The sequence below is a fragment of the Anoxybacillus amylolyticus genome (genome assembly GCF_001634285.1).
GTDB classification, from domain to species: Bacteria; Bacillota; Bacilli; order Bacillales; family Anoxybacillaceae; genus Anoxybacteroides; species Anoxybacteroides amylolyticum.
Genome location: NZ_CP015438.1, coordinates 1,726,868 through 1,746,470, shown reverse-complemented (window position 1 = coordinate 1,746,470; position 19,603 = coordinate 1,726,868). Strand labels below are relative to the sequence as shown.

Annotated in this window: 19 protein-coding genes; 4 read left to right on the top strand and 15 right to left on the bottom strand. The window is 44.9% G+C overall.

The window, feature by feature from the left end:
* The 10 genes from GFC30_RS08900 to GFC30_RS08855 form a co-directional block, all read right to left on the bottom strand.
* The gene (locus GFC30_RS08900; protein ID WP_066324504.1) at nucleotides 1–171 is read right to left on the bottom strand and encodes a twin-arginine translocase TatA/TatE family subunit; all 171 of its coding nucleotides are present in this window, start codon (nucleotides 169–171) and stop codon (nucleotides 1–3) included.
* A gap of 61 nt (nucleotides 172–232) precedes the next feature.
* Nucleotides 233–904: a thiamine phosphate synthase gene (thiE, locus tag GFC30_RS08895; RefSeq protein WP_066324502.1), complete on the bottom strand. Its 672-nt coding sequence runs from the start codon at nucleotides 902–904 to the stop codon at nucleotides 233–235.
* Nucleotides 905–914: 10 nt separating this feature from the next.
* Nucleotides 915–1,721: a bifunctional hydroxymethylpyrimidine kinase/phosphomethylpyrimidine kinase gene (gene thiD / locus GFC30_RS08890; protein WP_066324499.1), complete on the bottom strand. Its 807-nt coding sequence runs from the start codon at nucleotides 1,719–1,721 to the stop codon at nucleotides 915–917.
* A gap of 93 nt (nucleotides 1,722–1,814) precedes the next feature.
* Complete coding sequence (gene thiM, locus GFC30_RS08885; protein WP_066324498.1) at nucleotides 1,815–2,615, bottom strand: hydroxyethylthiazole kinase; 801 nt, start codon at nucleotides 2,613–2,615, stop codon at nucleotides 1,815–1,817.
* Between the two features lie 207 nt (nucleotides 2,616–2,822).
* The gene (locus tag GFC30_RS08880) at nucleotides 2,823–3,833 is read right to left on the bottom strand and encodes a glycosyltransferase family 2 protein (protein ID WP_066324495.1); all 1,011 of its coding nucleotides are present in this window, start codon (nucleotides 3,831–3,833) and stop codon (nucleotides 2,823–2,825) included.
* Nucleotides 3,826–5,505: a DUF6044 family protein gene (locus GFC30_RS08875; RefSeq protein WP_066324492.1), complete on the bottom strand. Its 1,680-nt coding sequence runs from the start codon at nucleotides 5,503–5,505 to the stop codon at nucleotides 3,826–3,828. The genes GFC30_RS08880 and GFC30_RS08875 overlap by 8 nt, the downstream gene beginning before the upstream one ends.
* Nucleotides 5,506–5,948: 443 nt before the next feature.
* Nucleotides 5,949–6,707: a LamB/YcsF family protein gene (locus GFC30_RS08870; RefSeq protein WP_084256251.1), complete on the bottom strand. Its 759-nt coding sequence runs from the start codon at nucleotides 6,705–6,707 to the stop codon at nucleotides 5,949–5,951.
* Nucleotides 6,694–7,668: a 5-oxoprolinase subunit C family protein gene (locus GFC30_RS08865; protein ID WP_066324488.1), complete on the bottom strand. Its 975-nt coding sequence runs from the start codon at nucleotides 7,666–7,668 to the stop codon at nucleotides 6,694–6,696. Before GFC30_RS08865 ends, GFC30_RS08870 begins: the two co-directional genes overlap by 14 nt.
* Entirely contained in the window at nucleotides 7,649–8,338 is a 690-nt protein-coding gene (gene pxpB, locus GFC30_RS08860; protein WP_066324486.1) for a 5-oxoprolinase subunit PxpB, read from the bottom strand. Before pxpB ends, GFC30_RS08865 begins: the two co-directional genes overlap by 20 nt.
* Nucleotides 8,335–9,852 (bottom strand): NAD(P)H-hydrate dehydratase, encoded by a 1,518-nt coding sequence (locus GFC30_RS08855; RefSeq protein WP_066324483.1) that lies wholly within the window; start codon nucleotides 9,850–9,852, stop codon nucleotides 8,335–8,337. The genes pxpB and GFC30_RS08855 overlap by 4 nt, the downstream gene beginning before the upstream one ends.
* 271 nt (nucleotides 9,853–10,123) lie before the next feature.
* Here GFC30_RS08855 and GFC30_RS08850 point away from each other — a divergent pair, with 271 nt between their 5' ends.
* Nucleotides 10,124–10,498 (top strand): hypothetical protein, encoded by a 375-nt coding sequence (locus GFC30_RS08850; RefSeq protein ID WP_066324481.1) that lies wholly within the window; start codon nucleotides 10,124–10,126, stop codon nucleotides 10,496–10,498.
* A gap of 106 nt (nucleotides 10,499–10,604) precedes the next feature.
* Here the strand turns inward: GFC30_RS08850 and GFC30_RS08845 are convergent, their stop codons facing one another.
* Nucleotides 10,605–11,531: an alpha/beta hydrolase gene (locus tag GFC30_RS08845; protein ID WP_066324475.1), complete on the bottom strand. Its 927-nt coding sequence runs from the start codon at nucleotides 11,529–11,531 to the stop codon at nucleotides 10,605–10,607.
* 121 nt (nucleotides 11,532–11,652) lie between these two features.
* Between GFC30_RS08845 and trhA the strand changes: the two genes are divergently transcribed.
* Entirely contained in the window at nucleotides 11,653–12,288 is a 636-nt protein-coding gene (trhA, locus tag GFC30_RS08840) for a PAQR family membrane homeostasis protein TrhA (protein ID WP_066324473.1), read from the top strand.
* Nucleotides 12,289–12,323: 35 nt separating this feature from the next.
* Here trhA and GFC30_RS08835 read toward each other — a convergent pair whose 3' ends face one another.
* The 4 genes from GFC30_RS08835 to GFC30_RS08820 all read right to left on the bottom strand — a co-directional run bounded on the left by GFC30_RS08835 (nucleotide 12,324) and on the right by GFC30_RS08820 (nucleotide 18,410).
* Nucleotides 12,324–13,994, bottom strand: a complete 1,671-nt coding sequence (locus GFC30_RS08835) for an acyl-CoA dehydrogenase family protein (protein WP_066327275.1) — start codon at nucleotides 13,992–13,994, stop codon at nucleotides 12,324–12,326.
* Complete coding sequence (locus GFC30_RS08830) at nucleotides 13,972–15,501, bottom strand: class I adenylate-forming enzyme family protein (protein WP_066324472.1); 1,530 nt, start codon at nucleotides 15,499–15,501, stop codon at nucleotides 13,972–13,974. Before GFC30_RS08830 ends, GFC30_RS08835 begins: the two co-directional genes overlap by 23 nt.
* Nucleotides 15,498–15,884: a MerR family transcriptional regulator gene (locus tag GFC30_RS08825; protein ID WP_066324469.1), complete on the bottom strand. Its 387-nt coding sequence runs from the start codon at nucleotides 15,882–15,884 to the stop codon at nucleotides 15,498–15,500. The genes GFC30_RS08830 and GFC30_RS08825 overlap by 4 nt, the downstream gene beginning before the upstream one ends.
* Nucleotides 15,885–16,433: 549 nt before the next feature.
* Complete coding sequence (locus GFC30_RS08820; RefSeq protein WP_066324467.1) at nucleotides 16,434–18,410, bottom strand: acetoacetate--CoA ligase; 1,977 nt, start codon at nucleotides 18,408–18,410, stop codon at nucleotides 16,434–16,436.
* Between the two features lie 213 nt (nucleotides 18,411–18,623).
* On the opposite strand from GFC30_RS08820, the gene GFC30_RS08815 reads away from it, so the two are divergent.
* Nucleotides 18,624–18,875: a FeoA family protein gene (locus GFC30_RS08815; protein WP_066324465.1), complete on the top strand. Its 252-nt coding sequence runs from the start codon at nucleotides 18,624–18,626 to the stop codon at nucleotides 18,873–18,875.
* The gene (locus GFC30_RS08810; RefSeq protein ID WP_066324463.1) at nucleotides 18,868–19,602 is read left to right on the top strand and encodes a FeoB small GTPase domain-containing protein; all 735 of its coding nucleotides are present in this window, start codon (nucleotides 18,868–18,870) and stop codon (nucleotides 19,600–19,602) included. Before GFC30_RS08815 ends, GFC30_RS08810 begins: the two co-directional genes overlap by 8 nt.
* Nucleotide 19,603 lies beyond the last annotated feature (1 nt).

Sequence of the window (19,603 nt, the reverse complement as noted above, 5' to 3'; positions counted from 1 at the left end):
TTAGTCATGCTTTTGTTTTTGTTCGTCGTCATCAATAATTCCTTTTGTAGCATTTTTAAATTCGCGCAACGTTTTTCCTGCGGCTTGTCCAAGTTCTGGCAATTTTTTTGGTCCGAAAAGTAAAAGGGCAAAAAACACGATTAACGCAATTTCTCCAAATCCGATATTCATGTGACTCACTCCATGGATTTTTTATTTTCTCTCTCATTATAGCACAACTTGAAAAAAGACACTATTTTTTCTCATGTAATGCGTCATCAATCGCTTTGGCTAATCGCCAAGCACTCTCTTTCGGAGAGTTCGCCAAACTAATCGCGCTAATAACTGACACCCCGTCCGCTCCAGCGCGTATTACTTCTTTTGCGTTATCTACTGTAATCCCACCAATTCCGACGATTGGAATGGTGATGCCGTGCTCACGTAAATGGCGGAGCACTTCGACCCCTTGCGCTTCTTTCGCATCCGTTTTCGTATTCGTTGGAAAAATTGGACCGACGCCAAGATAGTCAGCTCCTTGCTCAATAGCACGTTTCGCTTCCTCTAAATTATGTGCCGAAACACCGAGAATTTTATCGCCGATTTTCCGTCGAACGATATCGGCTCGTTCGTCTTCTTGGCCAATATGCACCCCATCCGCATCTAGAGCAAGCGCTAAATCGACGTCATCATTGACGAGAAACGGAATGCTGTACTTTTGACAAATCGCTTGCAACTCTTTCGCAAACGCAACCTTTTCCACGCCAGAAAGCGCCCCTTGTCCTTTTTCACGAAACTGAAAAAACGTAATGCCACCTTCAATTGCTTCTTTTAACATATCAAATGGATTTTTTTTACAATTATTACTTCCCATAATAAAATAGACGCGCAACTGCTCTTGTAATTGTTTCGCGGAAATTCGCCCCATTTTTGCTCTCCTATCTAACAATCGTCTTGCGATACGCCCAATGATTTGTCGGTCCGTGTCCGTGTCCAATGCCCAGCTCGTCTTCAATCGCTGCTTGGATAAACGCTTTTGCTGTTTCAACCGCATCTTTGACCGTACTTCCTTTGGCAAGTTCTGCTGTCACCGCTGCCGCAAACGTACACCCTGTTCCATGTGTATGTATCGTTTCGATTCGTTTGCTTGTAAAATAGGAAAATTCAGTGCCATCATATAACAAATCGACCGCTTCTTCTCCGTCGTCATCGTGCCCGCCTTTAATGACAACATGTTGCACCCCAAGGTCATGAAGGCGCTTCGCTGCTTCGCGGCGGTCATCTAACGTCCGAATTGAGCGATTCGTTAATACTTCTGCTTCTGGAATGTTCGGAGTGACAACCGTCGCTAACGGCAATAAATACGTTTTTAATGCTTGTACCGCTTCTTGTTGTAAAAGAGGGGCACCGCCTTTGGCGACCATGACCGGGTCGACGACAAGCCGGCTGAACTGGAATTGTTTTATTTTTTCTGCGACTGCTTGGATGATTTCTGCGCTAAATAGCATTCCTGTCTTCACCGCATCCGTCCCTAAATCGGTACCGATCGATTCGATTTGTTGCACAATAGCTTCGACCGGCAGCGGATAGACACCTTGGACGCCTAGCGTGTTTTGCGCTGTTACGGCTGTAATCGCGGACATTCCGAACACTTCCAATTCTTGAAACGTTTTTAAATCGGCTTGAATACCAGCTCCTCCCCCACTATCGGAGCCAGCAATCGTTAACGCTTTATATACGTTCATCCTTCCACTTCCTTTTTAGCGAATATTGGTCAAGGACTCCCCTTCGTCAAAAAGGGGGTTCACCATCCATTTTCATCAATTTTTTGACACTACTTAGACGATTTCGATCGAACCATGGCGAACAATGTCATCTGTTCCTATGTTCGCAAGCTGGTTTAAAAAGGCGATTTGGAAGCTGCCAGGTCCTTCTGCTTCTTTTGCTGCTATTTCAGCTGCCACGCCATAGTATGTAAGGGCAGCCGCTGCCGCGTGCACCGCATTTTTTTCCACCGCAACAAACGCTCCGATAACAGACGTCACGAGGCAGCCTGTTCCTGTTACTTTCGTTAAAATTGGATGTCCGTTCCGAATGAGGTATGTCGTATGTCCGTCGGTGACAACATCTTCTTTTCCGGTAATCGCAACAACGGTCTTTAGCTGTTGGGCTGCCTTTTTCGCTAAAGCAACAACATCACCGCCGCTTTCGCCAGCATCGACCCCTTTAATCGTCCATTGCTCGCCAATGACGTTGGCGATTTCCGCCGCGTTGCCTCGAATAATCGACACGTTGAGTTCGCGTACTAGTTTGCGAGCCGTTTCCGTACGATACGGAGTCGCCCCTGCCCCGACCGGGTCGAACACTACTGGGACGTTGTGCTCATTTGCGGATTTTCCAGCAATAAGCATCGCTTCGATTTCCGTTTCGTTTAGCGTGCCGATATTCAACACAAGTGCTCCCGCAATTTTCGCCATATCGGCTACTTCTTCTTTCGCATACGCCATCACTGGTGAAGCACCGAGCGCAAGCAATCCGTTCGCTGTAAAGTTGGTGACGACAACATTGGTAATGTTGTGAACGAGCGGATTGGTTTGCCGCACTTTTTCTAATACATTAGCTACATTCTGCACATTCATCGTCTATCCCCCTCGGATTTCCCTTAAATAAAAAAACACTCTGCCTATGCGCAAAGTGTCTTCTTTTTCCACCTTCCCTGCGCTGGCATTACCCAACAGGTTCAAACGGTCAACGGCGGATTAGCCGTACTCTCAGCTTGATTCCACAAGCTCCCGCTATTTACAAGCACAGTCTACTCCTTCTTTCGGCAAAATGCAAGGAAAAACTTATCGTGTTTTTCGCTCTGCGGCATTTGTTTCCTCAGGCAAAAACGGCAACGCTTTGGGCAAATTAAATAAATCTAAGTCAATAATATAACGTGGACGCCGTTTCGTTTCTTTATAAATTTTTCCGATATACTCGCCAATTAAGCCAAACGAAATTAATTGCAGCCCGCCAAGCAACCAGATGGAAGTAATAAGCGATGTCCATCCTGTTTGCGTATGGCCGGTCAATTTTAAAAAGAGGAAATACCCCCCAAATAAAATACTGCTAAAAAAAGAAAGAAAGCCAATAAATGAAATGAAGCGGATTGGTGTAATGCTGAAAGAAGTAATGCCATCGAGCGCAAATGCGATCATTTTTTTGAGTGGATATTTCGTCTTTCCAGCAAACCGCTCTTTTCGGTCATAAAAAACAGCCGTAGAACGAAACCCTAACAACGGAACGATGCCGCGTAAAAACAAATTCACTTCTTCAAACCGTTCTAATTCTTCCACTGCCCGCCGGCTCATGAGCCGATAATCGGCATGATTGTATACAAGCTGAACGCCCATTGCTTTCATTGTTTTATAAAACCATTGGGCCGTATGGCGCTTAAAAAACGTATCTGTATCGCGTCGGTTGCGAACGCCGTACACAATTTCATAACCTTCACGAAATTTTTTTACAAATTCGCGAATGATCGAGATGTCATCTTGCAAATCAGCATCAATCGAAACGATGCAATCCGAACGAGTCTTTGCCGCAAACAGACCGGCAAGCAGCGCCTGCTGGTGTCCAGCGTTGCGGGAAAGCTTCACTCCTTTTACGTCCGGATAGTGCAAACTCGCTTTATAAATAATCGTCCATGTGGCATCATGGCTCCCATCATCCACAAACAACAACGTACTTTGAGTGGAAATAAGCTGTTCGGCAACGAGTTGTTCGCGAAGTATGCGCAGTTGCCGAATGGTTTCTGGAAGAACGTCTTCTTCATTATAACAAGGGACAACGATGGTCAATATCGGTTCAGTCATTGCGAATGCCTCCTCGTACGACTTTGTATAAATAAATGTCCCACGCAGATTGTTTGGAATGAAACACTTTTTCTAACACTAACTTGTTGCTCGCTGCGTTTTCAATCGGCAGGGCAGATAAAATGTACCGTCCGCCCATTTCATAGAAAACATCTGTGTTCAACTGCAACCGCTTTATTTTTCTTTTCGTGTTTTTTTTAAACATATAATTTTTCCCTAATTCAGCGACAAATAGATAGCACCTCCCGCCCCATTCATCAAAGTATTCTCGCAGTACCGCATTTTTCGAAAGTTCTTTTGCGATAATTTTTCGGAACTTGTGTTTATAAGTAAGTGGATAAAAATTATTGTATGTATCTAGCGTATAAAATCCGTTATACTGCGCGATGGCTGGATGAATGCCGATACTTGCCACACGGTAACGGTGTACAGGCATTCCAATATACCGTTTGATTTCTGCAAATTGCGTTTCTGCATAAAATTGTTGAAACGACGGTTTGTTGCGATATGCAATTTCTTCATTGAATACCGTTAGTACAAGCAATTGTGCTACTAACGCCATTGAAACGAGCTTCCGCCAGTTTTGTTCCCACATAATTTTTAAAGAAAAAGCAAATAGCACGTAAATAATCATCGGTCGCAAAAAATGGTAACGAGCGAAATTAAATTTATCGAGAAACGTCAACCGTTCTGTTAGCGGAAGCCAACCTTTATAAAACCAAAACGCATACCACGTCGAAAGGGAAAGATTTAAGAGATGAAGAAACAAAAACATTTTTTCTTCTTTCCATAATTGCTTTTTCCAAACGATATATAAGGCAACGAAGGAGATTGGAAAAATGACCAGTCCATGTACGGTCATGACGTGCGTATGACCGAGGATGTAATTTTTCCATGTTAACCGAATCGCCTGCCAAAAGGAAAGACTGGCATGAAAGTATTCATCACGGCTTGTCGGCTCTTTAGAAAATAAAAACGAATGAACGAGCCGATATTCAATCGCGAAATAAAGGGATGTCATGTATACAATTGCGAAAAAGAAGCGAACGTTCCACTTTCTGTACCGAATGACATCGACGAGCCACCATATGCCCATAGCGCTTAAAAAAAAGAAAAAGCCGAGCACGAAGCTAGAATAAAACGGTAATAATGTAAGCACGGCATAGTTCACGAAAGCACGTTCTCCAGCGCGGATGTTTAATAGCGCCCATAGCGCTAGCGGCATACCGAGCGTACTAAGCATGCCGGATGGCCAAAACGGGGTAAGCGCAAACGCAAGCGACACACCGATGCGAATCCACGTCTTATCCGGTGCTTGTACGACATATTTTTTCAATAATAAATACATACCGATAAATGCCACTATCCGCGTAATCGCTTGGCTTACCCCGTAAGCATAAATGGATGGCAAAAGGACATGTAGCCAGACAATTCCGCTAAACTCTGTGCCAAACGCATTTCTCGGCAATCCGTTAATAATTTGCGGGATAACCGCATGAATCGATCCCAATAACTCGCCGCTGTTTTTAAGCACTTTGTACCACGCGATATTGGAGTCTAAGTTATCATGCACACGCATATGGGCATGTTCTCCTAAAAGAAAATACGGCGATACAAACAGCACAATCGCAAGAAATGAGAAGAAGAGCAGTCGCTTCTCGATTACTGGCATTTCTCCTCCTCCTCATCCAACGTTTTTTTTATTTTTTAACAAAATGAGGAAAGTATACATTGAATTTTATGGGCACATCTTCTGCTCTTTCTCGTATATAAATGCACATTGAAGTGTTAACATTTTTCGACTATCAGGCGAACACGTGACAGAGGCAAACCTTTGGCTTGCCTCCGTCAGTCGAAAAAATAAGTTAAACTCCCCAGTTGCATGTATATAGTAAATTGAAAACACGATTGTTGATTATCCATTATTTTACTAAAAACATAGAATTATATAGCTGAACACAAGCTTTCCTTTCTTCCACTTACTTTATTTTGTTTAAATTTTTGTTGGTTATTTAGAACATAGTTTTGTAAAAATATTTTATTTTGAAAGCAAACGCTACCCTCTAAGAGAAGCGCCGGTTTCTTTCAAAGCATGACCGAGAAATGCGTTGAGTTTTACGCAAGTGATCGGATGTCAATCCCTTCTTGCTGCAATGCTTCATACAATGTTTTCGCAAACGCTAATGCGTTCGGCCCATCGCCATGAATACAAACTGTTTCTGCTTCGATAGGAACATCAATTCCTTCTAGTGTGCGAACATATCCTTCGTTCACCATTTTTATCACTTGGGCGACGGCTTCTTGTTCGTCTGTAATAAGCGATTGCGGAGCATTTCTTGGCGTTAACGAGCCGTCGCGTTGATACGTCCGATCAGCAAATACTTCGCTTGCGGTTCGCAATCCGACCTTCTTTCCGGCGGCAATTAGTTGACTTCCAGCCAATCCATATAAAATGAGTGTCGGATCGACGTCGTATACTGCTTGAGCAATCGCTTCGGCAAGCGATACATCTTTTGCCGCCAAATTATATAATGCCCCATGCGGCTTAACGTGCGTCATTTTTCCACCTTCCGCACGGACAAATGCTAATAGCGCGCCGATTTGGTAGACAACGTACGCATATGCCTCTTCTCGTGTAATGCTCATTGCTCGTCTTCCAAACCCAAACAAATCAGGAAACCCTGGATGTGCGCCAATCGCTACCCCTTTCTTTATCGCCATTTGTACCGTTTTGCGCATTACAAGCGGATCGCCCGCATGAAACCCGCAAGCGATATTGACCGACGTCAAGTAATCCATCATTGCTTCGTCGTTACCAAGTCGATAAACCCCAAAACTTTCCCCCATATCGCCATTCAAGTCAATACGCGCCACGAACTTCCCCCCATTTATGCTTAATCATCATTTTCCATCTTTGTATATCGTGCTCGTGTTGAACGTAGAACTGTTCTGCTTCCTGCCATGTCGTTCGTTGAAACTGAATGTATTCCCCTGGACGCGCTTGCGCTAAAATCGGCAAATCAACTGCGATGACTTGCACAATGCGCGGATAGCCACCCGTCGTTTGCCGATCTGCCATTAACACAATCGGCTGCCCAGATGGGGGCACTTGAACTGTGCCAAACGTGACCGCTTCTGACACCATCTCACGAGTATTGTATTTTTCTAGTTTTTTTCCGTACAATCGATACCCCATCCGGTCAGAACTTGTGGTCACTTCATACATCGACGAAAAAAATTGTTCCCTGCTTTCCGGCGTAAACATCGAATACTCCGGTCCTTCCACGACGCGTACTGTTTTTTGCTTCCCTTTTATATACGACCACGCCCAGTACGGAATGCCCCAATGTAACGAAAACAAGTGGACAATGGCGGGAAGAAAAAATTCGTCTCCTTTTTCGAGCGGTCGCCCGTTGTAGCCACCAATTGCTGCTTTTCTATCCGTCGAACGGCTGTTCATCACGAGCGGAACTGACCATCCTCCTGCTATCGCGATATATCCTCGATATCCTTGCCGGCAGGCACCGATTTTCAACACATCCCCTGCATGAATGCGGACTGGTCTCCAGAGCGAAACAGGCTTTTCGTTTAGCGTACAAGAAAAATCTCCACCACAAATCGCGACAATTGTTTCGATGGCAAAATGAAGTGTTGGACCGACCATTGTGATTTCTAACGTCGCTTCATGTCCTTCGTTGCCAACTAAAAAATTCGCGATACGGCTCGCAAATGTATCCATCACCCCTCCAACAGATACTCCATCTTTTTGAAACCCCCACCGTCCTAAATCTTGCACAGTTGTTAAAAATCCTCCATCAATGACACGAATCGCCATCGTTTTTCCACATCCTATATTCATTTTCGGTCATCGGTTGAAAACGTACGATATCTCCTGCACGCAATAAACTCGGTTGGGGATGGGTGGGACGGAACAACGAAAGCGGCGTTCTCCCGATGATTTGCCATCCGCCTGGTGTTGAAAGCGGATAAACGCCAGTTTGTGTCCCAGCGATTCCGACCGACCCAGCAGGAACGGTGTGACGCGGGGTTGCGCGGCGCGGGGTTGCAAGTTCCAAAGGCAGCCCTCCTAAATAAGCAAATCCCGGGGAAAAACCAATCATATATACTTTATAGACCGCTTCTGCATGAAGCCGCACCACGTCTTCTTTGCTCATTCCATGATATCTCGCTACTTCGGACAAGTCCGGTCCGAAGTCCCCGCCATAACAAACAGGAATAACCACCGTTCGCGCCTTCGGTTGTATCGTTCGTTCCATTTGTTCTAGCCATCGTTTTGTTTGATTGCGTACGTGTTCATACGTTCCGAGCACAAGCGGGTCATAATAAATCGTTACCGAAGAAAAAGTCGGCACGACTTCCACGATCCCCTTGATTAATTGTTTTTCAAGCCAACGGGCAAATTGATGCGCTTTATCATTTGCCGCCTCGCTAATTTCCTCAGAAAAACGAACCGTTAGGGCGTATTCGCTTAACGGGAAAATCATTGTGGACGCTCCCTTAGCTCGAACAAAATGGATGGAAGCGCATCGATGACATCAGTAGCAAGTACGCTATGCGGTGAATGTCCATGCTGTACGAGCCAATCCGCCGCTTTTCCATGAACGAAGACGGCGTTGCTGACGGCTGTTTGGATGGAATCATGCTGCATCAAAAAGGCGACGATGATTCCCGTTAGCACATCACCGCTTCCGCCTTTGGCAAGCGCTGGGTTGCCGGTCGCATTGATGTATTGCTTTCCATCCGGTGTAGTCACAATCGTATATGGTCCTTTTAAGACGACATAGATTCCGTAGTCTGTCGCAAGTTGCTTACTTAGTGTGAAGCGGTGCTTTTCCACCTCTTGAATCGATAATTGAAGCATGCGCGCGAGTTCTCCAGGGTGCGGTGTAATGACCGTTGGTTTTGTTCGCGTTTTTAAAAGGAAAGCATACTCTTTCCAGAAAAAGAGTGCATCCGCATCAAGAACAACCGGTACATCTTGCGCTAGTGTTGCTTGTACTATTTGGTTCGTTCCCGCTGTTCGTCCCATCCCTGGCCCGATAGCAATCGCATCGACATCCAATGAAGCAAAGTCAATCGCCCCCGCAAAATAACCGGTTTCCGTCTGGCAAGGAAAAAGCATCGCTTCCGGTATTCGATTTGCAACTACCGGATAAATATCGTCTGGGACCGCCATCGTCAATAGTCCCGCCCCACTTCGGAGCGCCGCTTTCGCTGTTAGCGTAATCGCTCCCGGCATCGGGCGTGAGCCGCCAATAATAAGCGCTTTTCCATACGTTCCTTTGTGAGAGGAGCGTTTTCTCACCGGTAACGTCTGCTTGACGTCCGCTTCTGTCCAAAGTTGGCAAAACGAAGCGATTTCTAATGCACGCGGTGGGATACCGATATCAACAACGACTAATTCCCCATAATAATCAGCGGTTGGGAACGTATAGGCACTCAGTTTCGGATATTGAACCGTCATCGTAACGTCTGCTTGAATGGCTATTTCAACTTCTCCTCCATCGGCTGGAATACCGCTTGGAAGGTCAATGGCGTATACTGTTAATGAGTCGATATTATTAACTTCTTGGATGATTTCTTTATACGGAGACCTCACTTCTCCTTTCACCCCAATGCCAAGCAATGCGTCAACAATTACATCATAGCGTTCTAATGATAATGAATGTTCTATGTAACTTTTTGCTTCATATCCGGCATGTTGATAGATATCTAGCGCTCGTTTTGCCGCGCCTTTCATTTTTTCGCTTGATGGAATAAGCCATAAATCAACGTTGTAGCCTTCGCTTTTTAACACGCGAGCAGTGACAACACCATCGCCGCCGTTATTGCCACTTCCAGCTAATATTGCAATTCGAGCGGTTTTATCGAAACGCTCACGCAATATAGTTGCGATAGCTTGTCCTGCGTTTTCCATTAACGTATCTTCGCTAATGCCTACTTTTTCGATTGTATATCGGTCGATCGCATACATTTCCGAAGCCGTCACGACTCGCATCGTCATCCCCCTTTTTCTTTTTATTATACAAAAAGATTGCTTCACACTAAAAAAGGATTTATCCCTTTTGTCGAACTATATAAATGCACATTGAAGTGTTAACATTTTTCGACTGTCACGCGAACGCGTGACAGTCGAAAAAGAATAAGTTAAACTCCCCAGTTGCATGTATATATGATAAGATGACGGCAGAGGCATTTCCTCAAACTCCTCATACATTCCCCATCGGAAATGTCGAATACCTCTAGTCTGAAAAGCAGATGAATCAAGCATGCAAGAGCAACTTCTCCTTCAACTCATTAACCTCGTTCAAAACTTAGCGGAAGACATGCAGTCGATAAAACAAGAGATTCAGACAATGAAGCAAGAGATGAATGAGCTAAAAGAAAAAGTGAACAAGCAAGAAGAAGACATTCGTTGGTTGAAAGAACAGATGAAAGAAAATACGGCAATGATTAAAGCAGTGCGAGACAATCAGCTAGAACAACGAAGAATTCAAGACGCGATTCAACACGAAATTGCTCACATCCGCAAAGAAATGGCGACAAAAGCCGATGTTGCTTACATTCACGAACGACTAGACTATCAACTTAGTCGTATTGCCCGTGCGGAAGAAGAAATTCATATGCTTAAGAAAGCAAATTAGTAGTAAAAACGTCGTTTCTCATGTTGAAACGACGTTTTTACTGCTTTCGACAGATGAAAGTTGGTTGCCATTTTGTCGCTTTAAAAATAAACGAATATTCTGTATTTTATTTTTGCACTTTTTCTAAAAATGTTAACATGTGCTGAATGTATTCCTCTTTATACATCGCAAAACTTTTCACATGCTTTGCTTTGTCAGTGAGCCAAAGTTCAAATACGTCTGGATGTTTGTTGTACATGTTCACGCTTTCTTCATATGGGATGGACGGGTCGGCTTTGCTGTGAATAAATAAAATCGGACGTGGAGCAATCGCATCGACGGCTTTCATTGGAACTGACTCAGCTGGGTTTAAATCTGTTAACATTGGAATGAGGGTAATAATTAAGTAAGTAAACGGAACGTTCGGTAAGTGCGTCCATACTGGCATATACGTCCGCAAATATCCTTCTAAATCGCTAAACGGGCTGTCAGCAATGACTGCTTTGACGTCTTGATCCATACCTGCTGCTAAAATCGAGGTTGCCGCTCCCATTGACACCCCGTAAAGAACGATCGGTTCGGAATAGTGTTGTTTCGCATAGTCAATGACACCAAGCAAATCGTATTTTTCTTTGGCACCAATCGTTGTCATGTCTCCTTCTGATTCACCGCTGGCGCGGAAATCAAACATGATGACACGATATCCTTCGTTTATTAGTGCTTTAGCGATTGGTAAAAATGGGACGTTTGGCTCATAGCGATTGCCGCCGTAGCCATGCGAAAAAATAACGGTCATTTTTGCTTGTTTCGTTGGCTCAATCACCCACCCTTTGAGCTTTAATCCGCCATCTTTGCTTGTAAACGTGACATTTTCATAAGCCATTCCATAAGCTTTTGGCGTCTCTACAACAGCTTTTCGCTCCTTATGCGTCAAATTCCAACCGACGTAAATCGAAATGGCAACACACACGATCGCCGCAAGCAACAATACACCAATCAGCGATGGAACAAGCCACTTTTTTGTCTTTCGTTGCCTTTCTACCTGGATTTGCATCGTTCTCACCTCTCTTTTTTTCCATTATATCGCGACCAAAAATAACAATGAACAAAAAATGTACGATATGTATCATATGTGTTACAATGAACAAAATGTCTTTAACGAAAGGAAGAGGCCATTGGCTTTTACACATACATTTACGAAAGAAGAAGAAATCGTTCATGCGATTACGCATGGGGTAGGGGCAGTATTTAGCATCGCGGTGCTCGTTGTACTTACCGTTTTTGCTTCACTGCACGGAAACGCTTGGCATGTCGTCAGCGCGACACTATTTGGAAGTACGATGCTTCTCTTATATTTGTCATCGACGATCGTACACGCCTTGCCAGAAGGACGATGGAAACGACTATTTGAAATTTTCGACCATTCGGCGATTTACTTTTTTATTGCAGGCACGTATACGCCGTTTCTGTTTTTAGCGATGAGAGGAGCGATCGGTTGGACATTGTTTGGCATCGTCTGGGGGCTTGCGCTCGTGGGTACAGTATTTAAATGCTTTTTCGTCGATCGGTTTTTATATACATCGACGATTATATATATCATCATGGGGTGGTTGATTGTATTTGCTTGGAAACCGCTCGTTTCCGGTCTTTCACTGCAAGGAGTCACCTATTTAGTCATTGGCGGTGTTTTGTACACCATCGGCGCAGTTTTTTACGTATGGCGAGGGTTTAAATTTCATCATGCCGTTTGGCACTTGTTTGTGTTAGGTGGATCTGTTGCGCATGTTTTTGCGGTGTTTGCATTACTATAAGGCAAGGAACCGACTTCGTCCCTTGCCTTTTTTCTTTATACTTCCACTTCTTTTGTTTCGTTCATCACTACAGCAAAATAATGGACGGATAACATCTCTTTATCGAATAAATCACCTCCCCAAATATGCTGTAGGAAGAGGCGGGCGATGATTTGTTTTCGTTCGTTTTCTTCCGCTTCTTTTAACGCTATGACGCTCAAATACAAGTCGCAAAGGCGATTGGCGATTTTTTTGGCGTGATACGTTTGCACGTCTTCTGGCTGTCCGTGAAGTTGTTTTAGAGACTGTATGAGTTCATGCAACCCGCTTTCCACCGGTTTAGCAAATGCGCGTATTCCCGCAGGAAGTGTAGCTAGCTGTTCGCTTATTGTTTGAATAAATGTTTCATGAATGCGGTATTTGCGAATAAGACGCAACACTTCGAGTCCTAAAATGTTTGCTGTTCCTTCCCACACCGTCAACACTTGCGCATCACGAAGCAAACGCGGGGTGACAAAATCTTCAATGTAGCCGTTGCCGCCATGCATTTCAATCGCCTCATGAGCAAACGCAATCGCTTCTTCTGCTGTTCGCATTTTTAAAAGCGCAATTAATAAGCGATTCCACGCTTTTTCTTGCTCAGACGCTTGATCCGGCGTGCGCATCACACGGTCAAAAAAGGAAATTAACTCAAAACAAGCGCTCGTTTGCACTTCTTGACGCGCAGTTAAATTCGCTAGCGTTTCTTTCACCATTGGATACGATGTAAGCCATTGTCCGAACGCTTTGCGATTTGCCCCATATTGCTTCGCTTCCTCTAGCGCCCGTTTCATAATGCCAATCGAGGCGACGGCATTGCAGACGCGCGATAAATTGAGCGCTTCCATCATATAATAAAACCCTTTTTTCGCATCGCCAATTAAATAGGCTTTTGCCCCTTCAAATACGACTTCCGCTGACGGCACAGCGCGAACGCCAAGTTTATCTTTTAAGCGCCGAATGTGAATGCCGTTTAATGTGCCATCGTCGTTGCGCCACGGCACTAAAAATAAACTAAGCCCTTTCGTCCCCGGCTCGCTTCCATCGATGCGCGCCAGCACCATTGCGACGCCGCACATGCCAGCGTTGCTCGCAAAATATTTTTCTCCGTAAATTTCATAATGATCCCCGCACAAAACAGCGCGCACTTCATTTGCACCAACGTCTGAACCGCCTTGGCGCTCCGTTAAAAACGTCGCTCCTTCATACAGCTCGACTTCGCCAGTAGAAATGACGTGCGGCAAATATTTCGCTTTGATTGGTTCGTCGGCAAAATGCTCCAGTACATAAGCCGTCGCCATCGTTAACGTAACCGGGCAATAAAACCCCGGTTCCACTTGCGATAACAAATAGCCTTGGGCATACGAATAGACGTAATTGCCAACGCGGCCAAGCGCAGGAATCGGTTTATGGACATAGCCGACAATGCCTGTTTCATACGTTTCCTTTACTGTTTGTTTATATCCTTCATTCACCCATATTTCTGAAATATCATTGCCAAAACGGTCATATTTGATGAGCCGCGGCTGCCCTTCGCGGTCTGTATGCACCGCGCGTCGGTCGATATCGGTCATGCAAAGCTGCCAAAACTTCTCTAACTCTTCTTCCGCATACGCGTAAAACTCTGGGTCTAAATATTTTTGCAAATTAGCCAATAAATTCGGATCAACTTCGCGTAGCCGTTTCACCATGCATCCCCCTCAACACTTGTTTTAATATTTTTCCTGTCGCGTTGCGCGGCAACTCACGAATTGCTTCGTATAGTCGTGGAATTTTATAGTCTGCGAGTTTATCCGAAAGAAAACGTTTACATTCTTCCGCAAGCTGCTCAATCGGCTCTGTCATGACAACAAACGCTTTCACCGTTTCGCCCCATTCACGATGCGGCACACCAACAACCGCCACATCGGCAATAGCTGGGTGCAACTTTAGCGCATCTTCCACTTCTTTCGGGTAAACGTTCACCCCGCCAGAGATGATCATATCTTTTTTCCGATCGACGATCCAAATGTACCCATCTTCGTCACGACGCGCTAAATCGCCTGTATATAGCCAGCCGTTTTTCACCGTTTCCGCTGTTTTTTCTTCGTCTTTATAATAGCCTTTCATAATTCCTTCTCCAGCTAAGACGATTTCACCGACTTCGCCAAGCGGAACTTCTTTGCCGTGTTCGTCGACAATTTTCACTTCGCAATGGAGGGCGGCATCTTTGCCGACACTGCCTGCCTTTGTCGCGTGTTCTTCCGGCGATAAATACGTCCCGTTTGGTCCTGCCTCGGTTAATCCGTATAAACACATGAACCGATCCGTGCGAAACTGCTTGGCAACAAACTGCACTTCATTCGTTGACAACGGTGCTCCGCCATATGTCCAATATTGGACGGATGATAAATCGTATTCGTGAAGGCGTGGGTGTTTTGCTGTAAGTAAATAAGCGACTGGTGCTCCGAAGAAATGGGTAATTTGATGTTTCGTGACAAGTTCCAGTAACGCTTCTGGAGAAAACGTTGGTGATAACACATGGGTGGCTGCGACGTACATGCCGCCGACAAAAAATAAATGAAGCGGTGCGGAATGGCTAAGCGGCATCATATGCAATAGGCGACTATGTTTATCCATTTTCGTTTCTAGCGCCATCATCGTCGCGACGGCGAAAATGTTGCGCGCTGTAAACAATACTCCTTTTGGTTTACCGGTCGTTCCAGATGTATATAAAATCGTCGTTTCGTCCTCTTCATTCAGCGGGCAAACGATTGGGAAAGGATTGCCATTTGCAACGAGTTGCGTGAACGAACGCCAACCGTCTGCCGCCTCCCCTGTTTTCACCCAAATGACGTCAACCGTACGAACGAGAGGAGTAAGTTCTTGATAAATCCAATCGTGGGCGATGACAGCTTTTGCTTCGCTATGTTCGATAATATATTGCACTTCTTGGGCAGTTAGCCGCGCATTGACTGGCACAACGATGGCGCCAAGGCGCAAGACAGCAAAATACGCATATACAAATTCTTTCGTATTCGGCATATACAATACGACTTTATCACCTTGTGCGATGCCAAGCGAAGCGAGCGAAGAAGCGAGCCGATTGACCGTATCGTCTACTTCTTGATAAGAAAGCGACACGTTTCCATCAATGATCGCTATTTTATTCGGAAACTTTCGCGCATTGCGCGCCAACAACTCAGAAATGTTCATTCCATCTCCTCCAGTTTTTGTAATCGTTCGCGAAAATCCGTCAAAATCGATTCCATCTCTTGTTTTAATTGCATTAAATCCTCGATTCGTTCTGTCACCTCCTTTAGCTTTTGCTCACCGTATGTGATCGTTTTTTCAAGCTGTTTTCGACCGGTGCGATCTTTGTCAAACAAGCTAATCATTTCATGAATTTCTTCTAATGAAAAACCGAAACGTTTGCCGCGCAAAATAAGCTTTAAGACGGCTCGGTCTTTTTTCGTATACAACCGCTGGCCAGACTCGGTGCGGATCGGTGAAATCAGCCCGCGCTCTTCGTAATAACGAATCGTTCGCGTGCTAATATCAAACTGCTCCGCAAGCTGGGAGATCGTGTAATAGTTCATCGTGTTCACCTTTGTTATTTTTTAATTTTCTGAATTTTATTTTAATTTACGTTTACGTAAAAGTCAATGAAAAAGGGTTTTTTCATCATCTTTGGCGAGGAGACCCCGACTTCTAAGCGAGAGCGAAAGTCGAGGAGGAATCGCCCTTCCTCCTTTCTTTTGTATATGATAGAATAAGAATGTGGAGAAAACCGTTGAATCAAGGTACTCCAATCCCCGTTACTCGATGTAGGGAGTTGGTTGCAGGAAACGTTGCAACCGTAAAACATCGAGCGTACATCCGTCTGTTGCGCGTGGCAGTCAAGTACTGCCTACAGACATGCCGAGCCACTCGGTAGCGATATAGGCATGACCTATGTCGTTGGGTAGTCGTCAACCTGCCCCTGATGCAACCCCAAGTCAAGGAAGGAGGACGAAGTCCGTTCGCACTTCTGGGGAGTTGCAAGCCCCCACTTCAAGCGTTAGCTAAGTGGGGGTAGTTGACGCAGACAATATTTTTCTCTCACAATGAAAAAGTCTAAGGCTGTTGCCGTTTGGCAACAGCCTTGCTTATACGTTCGAATGTTCCCATTGTTTGGCGAGCTCAATAAAGAAAGAAAGTGCTTCAGGGTTCGCCATTGAGCCAACGTTCACCGCTTTTTCGAGCGGGAAGCCTAATAAAATTTTACGAATCGGGATTTCCATTTTCTTTCCGTTTAACGTTTTTGGAATTTGTTCGACTTGGTAAATCTCATCTGGAATAAAGCGCGGCGATACGTGCGATTTAATGGCTTCTTTCACTCGTTGTTTTAATGCGTCATCTAGCTCTACCCCTGGCTGAAGAACGACAAACAGCGGCATAAACGATTTCCGCCCCATCACTTCTAAGTCAATAACTAAGCTGTCAAGGATGCCATCGACCGTTTCCACAGCGCGATAAATTTCGCTCGTTCCCATGCGGACACCTGCGCGGTTAATCGTCGAATCAGAGCGGCCGTAAATGACGCAGCTTCCTTCGTCGTCAATTTTAATCCAGTCCCCATGTTTCCACACGCCTGGATACGTATCAAAATAGCTTTCGAGGTAGCGCTTGTCATTTTCGTCGTTCCAGAAAAAGAGCGGCATCGACGGCATCGGCTCAGTAATCACTAACTCCCCAACTTCGTTAATAAGCGAATGTCCATGTTCATCAAACGCTTGTACGTTGGCTCCAAGCGAACGGCATTGTAACATGCCGGCACGAACCGGTAGCACCGGCGACCCACCGACAAATGCGGTGCATACATCCGTTCCCCCACTACACGACACGAGCCAAACATCTTTCACATGTTCGTACACCCAAAGAAATCCTTCGGTTGTCAGCGGCGACCCTGTCGATAAAACCGCTTGTAGTTTGGAAAAATCGTAGTGATCTTTCGGTTGAATGCCTTGTTTCATGCAGACGTTAATAAACGCTGCACTTGTGCCAAAATGGGTAATAGTTGCTTTTTCGGCAAGCTCCCATAACACGTTCGCGTCTGGAAACGTCGGGCTTCCGTCGTAAAGCACAACTGTTGCCCCAACTAACAGTCCACCGATTAAAAAGTTCCACATCATCCAACCAGTCGTTGTAAACCAGAAAAATGTGCTGTCTTGTTTCACGTTACATTCAATCGATAAAATTTTTACATGCTCTAATAAAATACCGCCATGTCCTTGCACGATCGGCTTTGGCAATCCGGTCGTCCCAGAAGAATATAAAATCCAAAGCGGATGAGCAAACGGCACTTGTTCATACACAAGTTCGCCTTCTTCTTGCAAAATGTCCGTCCATAATAAAACAGAATCGTCCCATGCACTTACATCATCACGCAAATACGGAACAACAATCGTCTTTTTTAACGAAGGAAGCTTTTCTTGCAGCTCTTTGACAACAGGCACTTTATCAAACGCTTTTCCATTATATTGACAACCGTCAACCGCAAACAAAATCGTCGGCTCAATTTGTTGGAAGCGGTCAATGACACTATTAGCACCAAAATCTGGTGAACAGCTAGACCAAATCGCGCCAATGCTCGCGCACGCCAAAAACGCAACGACTGTTTCCGGAATGTTCGGCATATAGGCAACGACGCGATCGCCTTGTTTCACACCAAGTTTTTTCAGCGCCGAAGCGACTGCCGCCGTTTGTTGTTTTAACTCTGCCCACGTCACTTCACGTAGCGAAACGCGTTCGGAACGGAACAAAAGCGCTGGCTTCTCTTGCATGTTGCGAAAAATATGTTCTGCATAGTTTAACCGTGCCCCCGGAAACCAGTTTGCCCGCGGCATTTTTCGTTCTTCTAACACACACGTATACGGAGCAGACGACTGAATCTCCCCGTATTCCCACACCGTTTCCCAAAACTGCTCAAGTTTCTCGACGGACCATTTCCATAGCGCCGCATGCGAATCAAATGTAAGCCCTTTTTTCACTTCTAGCCAATTCATGTACTTTTTTACGCTTGATTGTTCGATTTGTTCCTTTGTTGGTGTCCATAAAATATCCCCATCCGTAACCGCTTTCATTTTTCCTCACCTTTCCCCTTTGTGTAAAAACTACAAAAAATTCGGACTATTTTTATCATACCATCTTTTTTCAGGACAAGGAATACGTTCTTTTCGTCAAAAAATGTTCAAAATCGTTGACAAAATGACATTCGCTGAATAAGATAAAATTAAAAGTTGGTTTAGGGAAAAATTATAACCTCTGTACAAATTATTGATAGGAGGGAAACTGTTATGATTGAAGCAAAACTCGCTCGTCTATCCGATGCTCAACCGGGGGAACGGTTCCGTATTGCTACGCTTAATATAGAGGGAACGATGAAACGAAGATTGCTTGATTTAGGATTTGTGCCTGGCAGTGAAATAACGGTCTTACAAAAAAGCCCGTTAGGCGATCCGACCGCCTATCGCGTCAGCCATACGACGATCGCTCTAAGAAAAGAAGAAAGTGATCATATTTACGGGGAGAGAATCGATAATGAATAAACGAGAATATACGATTGCACTCGCAGGAAATCCAAACACGGGAAAAAGTACACTATTTAACGTCTTAACTGGCTTGCGGCAGCATACGGGAAACTGGCCAGGAAAAACAGTCATTCATGCCGAGGGGTTTTTCACCTATAAAAATGAGGAATATCGAATCATCGACCTTCCCGGAACGTATTCGTTATATTCAAATTCAGCGGATGAAGAGGTTGCTCGGGATTTTATTATTTTTGGCAAGCCGGACGTCACGCTTGTCGTATTAGACGCAACCGCACTAGAACGAAATTTAAATTTAGCCCTGCAAGTACTAGAAATGACCGACCGTGTCATTGTTTGTCTTAACTTAATGGACGAAGCGAAAAAGAAAGGAATGGTCATTGATATTGATAATCTTTCCAAAAAACTAGGAGTACCTGTCGTACCGCTTGCCGCGCGCAATAAAGAAGGAATTGAGGAATTGCTCGAAACAATCGCTCGGATGGTACATGGAAAAATTCAAACGAAACCAATTGTTGTTTCGTATAGCCGCGCCATTGAGGAAAAAATCGCCAAACTCCTTCCGCTTGTCAAGGAAGTAGTGGGAGAAGAATATCCGGCGCGCTGGGTGGCGCTTCGTTTATTAGATGGAGATACGTCATTGCTTCACGCCTTGCAGCATCAGCCGCATCATTTGTTAAAGGGGGGGCCGAACTATGCATGCCACTGTTCCGCCAAATCCATTTGAT

Bases quoted from the DNA above. Each gene is read 5' to 3' on its own strand.
- GFC30_RS08900 (WP_066324504.1), bottom strand. From the start codon at position 171: ATGAATATCGGATTTGGAGAAATTGCGTTAATCGTGTTTTTTGCCCTT.
- thiE (WP_066324502.1), bottom strand. From the start codon at position 904: ATGGGGCGAATTTCCGCGAAACAATTACAAGAGCAGTTGCGCGTCTAT.
- thiD (WP_066324499.1), bottom strand. From the start codon at position 1,721: ATGAACGTATATAAAGCGTTAACGATTGCTGGCTCCGATAGTGGGGGA.
- thiM (WP_066324498.1), bottom strand. From the start codon at position 2,615: ATGAATGTGCAGAATGTAGCTAATGTATTAGAAAAAGTGCGGCAAACC.
- GFC30_RS08880 (WP_066324495.1), bottom strand. From the start codon at position 3,833: ATGACTGAACCGATATTGACCATCGTTGTCCCTTGTTATAATGAAGAA.
- GFC30_RS08875 (WP_066324492.1), bottom strand. From the start codon at position 5,505: ATGCCAGTAATCGAGAAGCGACTGCTCTTCTTCTCATTTCTTGCGATT.
- GFC30_RS08865 (WP_066324488.1), bottom strand. From the start codon at position 7,668: ATGGCGATTCGTGTCATTGATGGAGGATTTTTAACAACTGTGCAAGAT.
- pxpB (WP_066324486.1), bottom strand. From the start codon at position 8,338: ATGATTTTCCCGTTAAGCGAATACGCCCTAACGGTTCGTTTTTCTGAG.
- GFC30_RS08855 (WP_066324483.1), bottom strand. From the start codon at position 9,852: ATGCGAGTCGTGACGGCTTCGGAAATGTATGCGATCGACCGATATACA.
- GFC30_RS08850 (WP_066324481.1), top strand. From the start codon at position 10,124: ATGCAAGAGCAACTTCTCCTTCAACTCATTAACCTCGTTCAAAACTTA.
- GFC30_RS08845 (WP_066324475.1), bottom strand. From the start codon at position 11,531: ATGCAAATCCAGGTAGAAAGGCAACGAAAGACAAAAAAGTGGCTTGTT.
- GFC30_RS08830 (WP_066324472.1), bottom strand. From the start codon at position 15,501: ATGAACATTTCTGAGTTGTTGGCGCGCAATGCGCGAAAGTTTCCGAAT.
- GFC30_RS08825 (WP_066324469.1), bottom strand. From the start codon at position 15,884: ATGAACTATTACACGATCTCCCAGCTTGCGGAGCAGTTTGATATTAGC.
- GFC30_RS08820 (WP_066324467.1), bottom strand. From the start codon at position 18,410: ATGAAAGCGGTTACGGATGGGGATATTTTATGGACACCAACAAAGGAA.
- GFC30_RS08815 (WP_066324465.1), top strand. From the start codon at position 18,624: ATGATTGAAGCAAAACTCGCTCGTCTATCCGATGCTCAACCGGGGGAA.
- GFC30_RS08810 (WP_066324463.1), top strand. From the start codon at position 18,868: ATGAATAAACGAGAATATACGATTGCACTCGCAGGAAATCCAAACACG.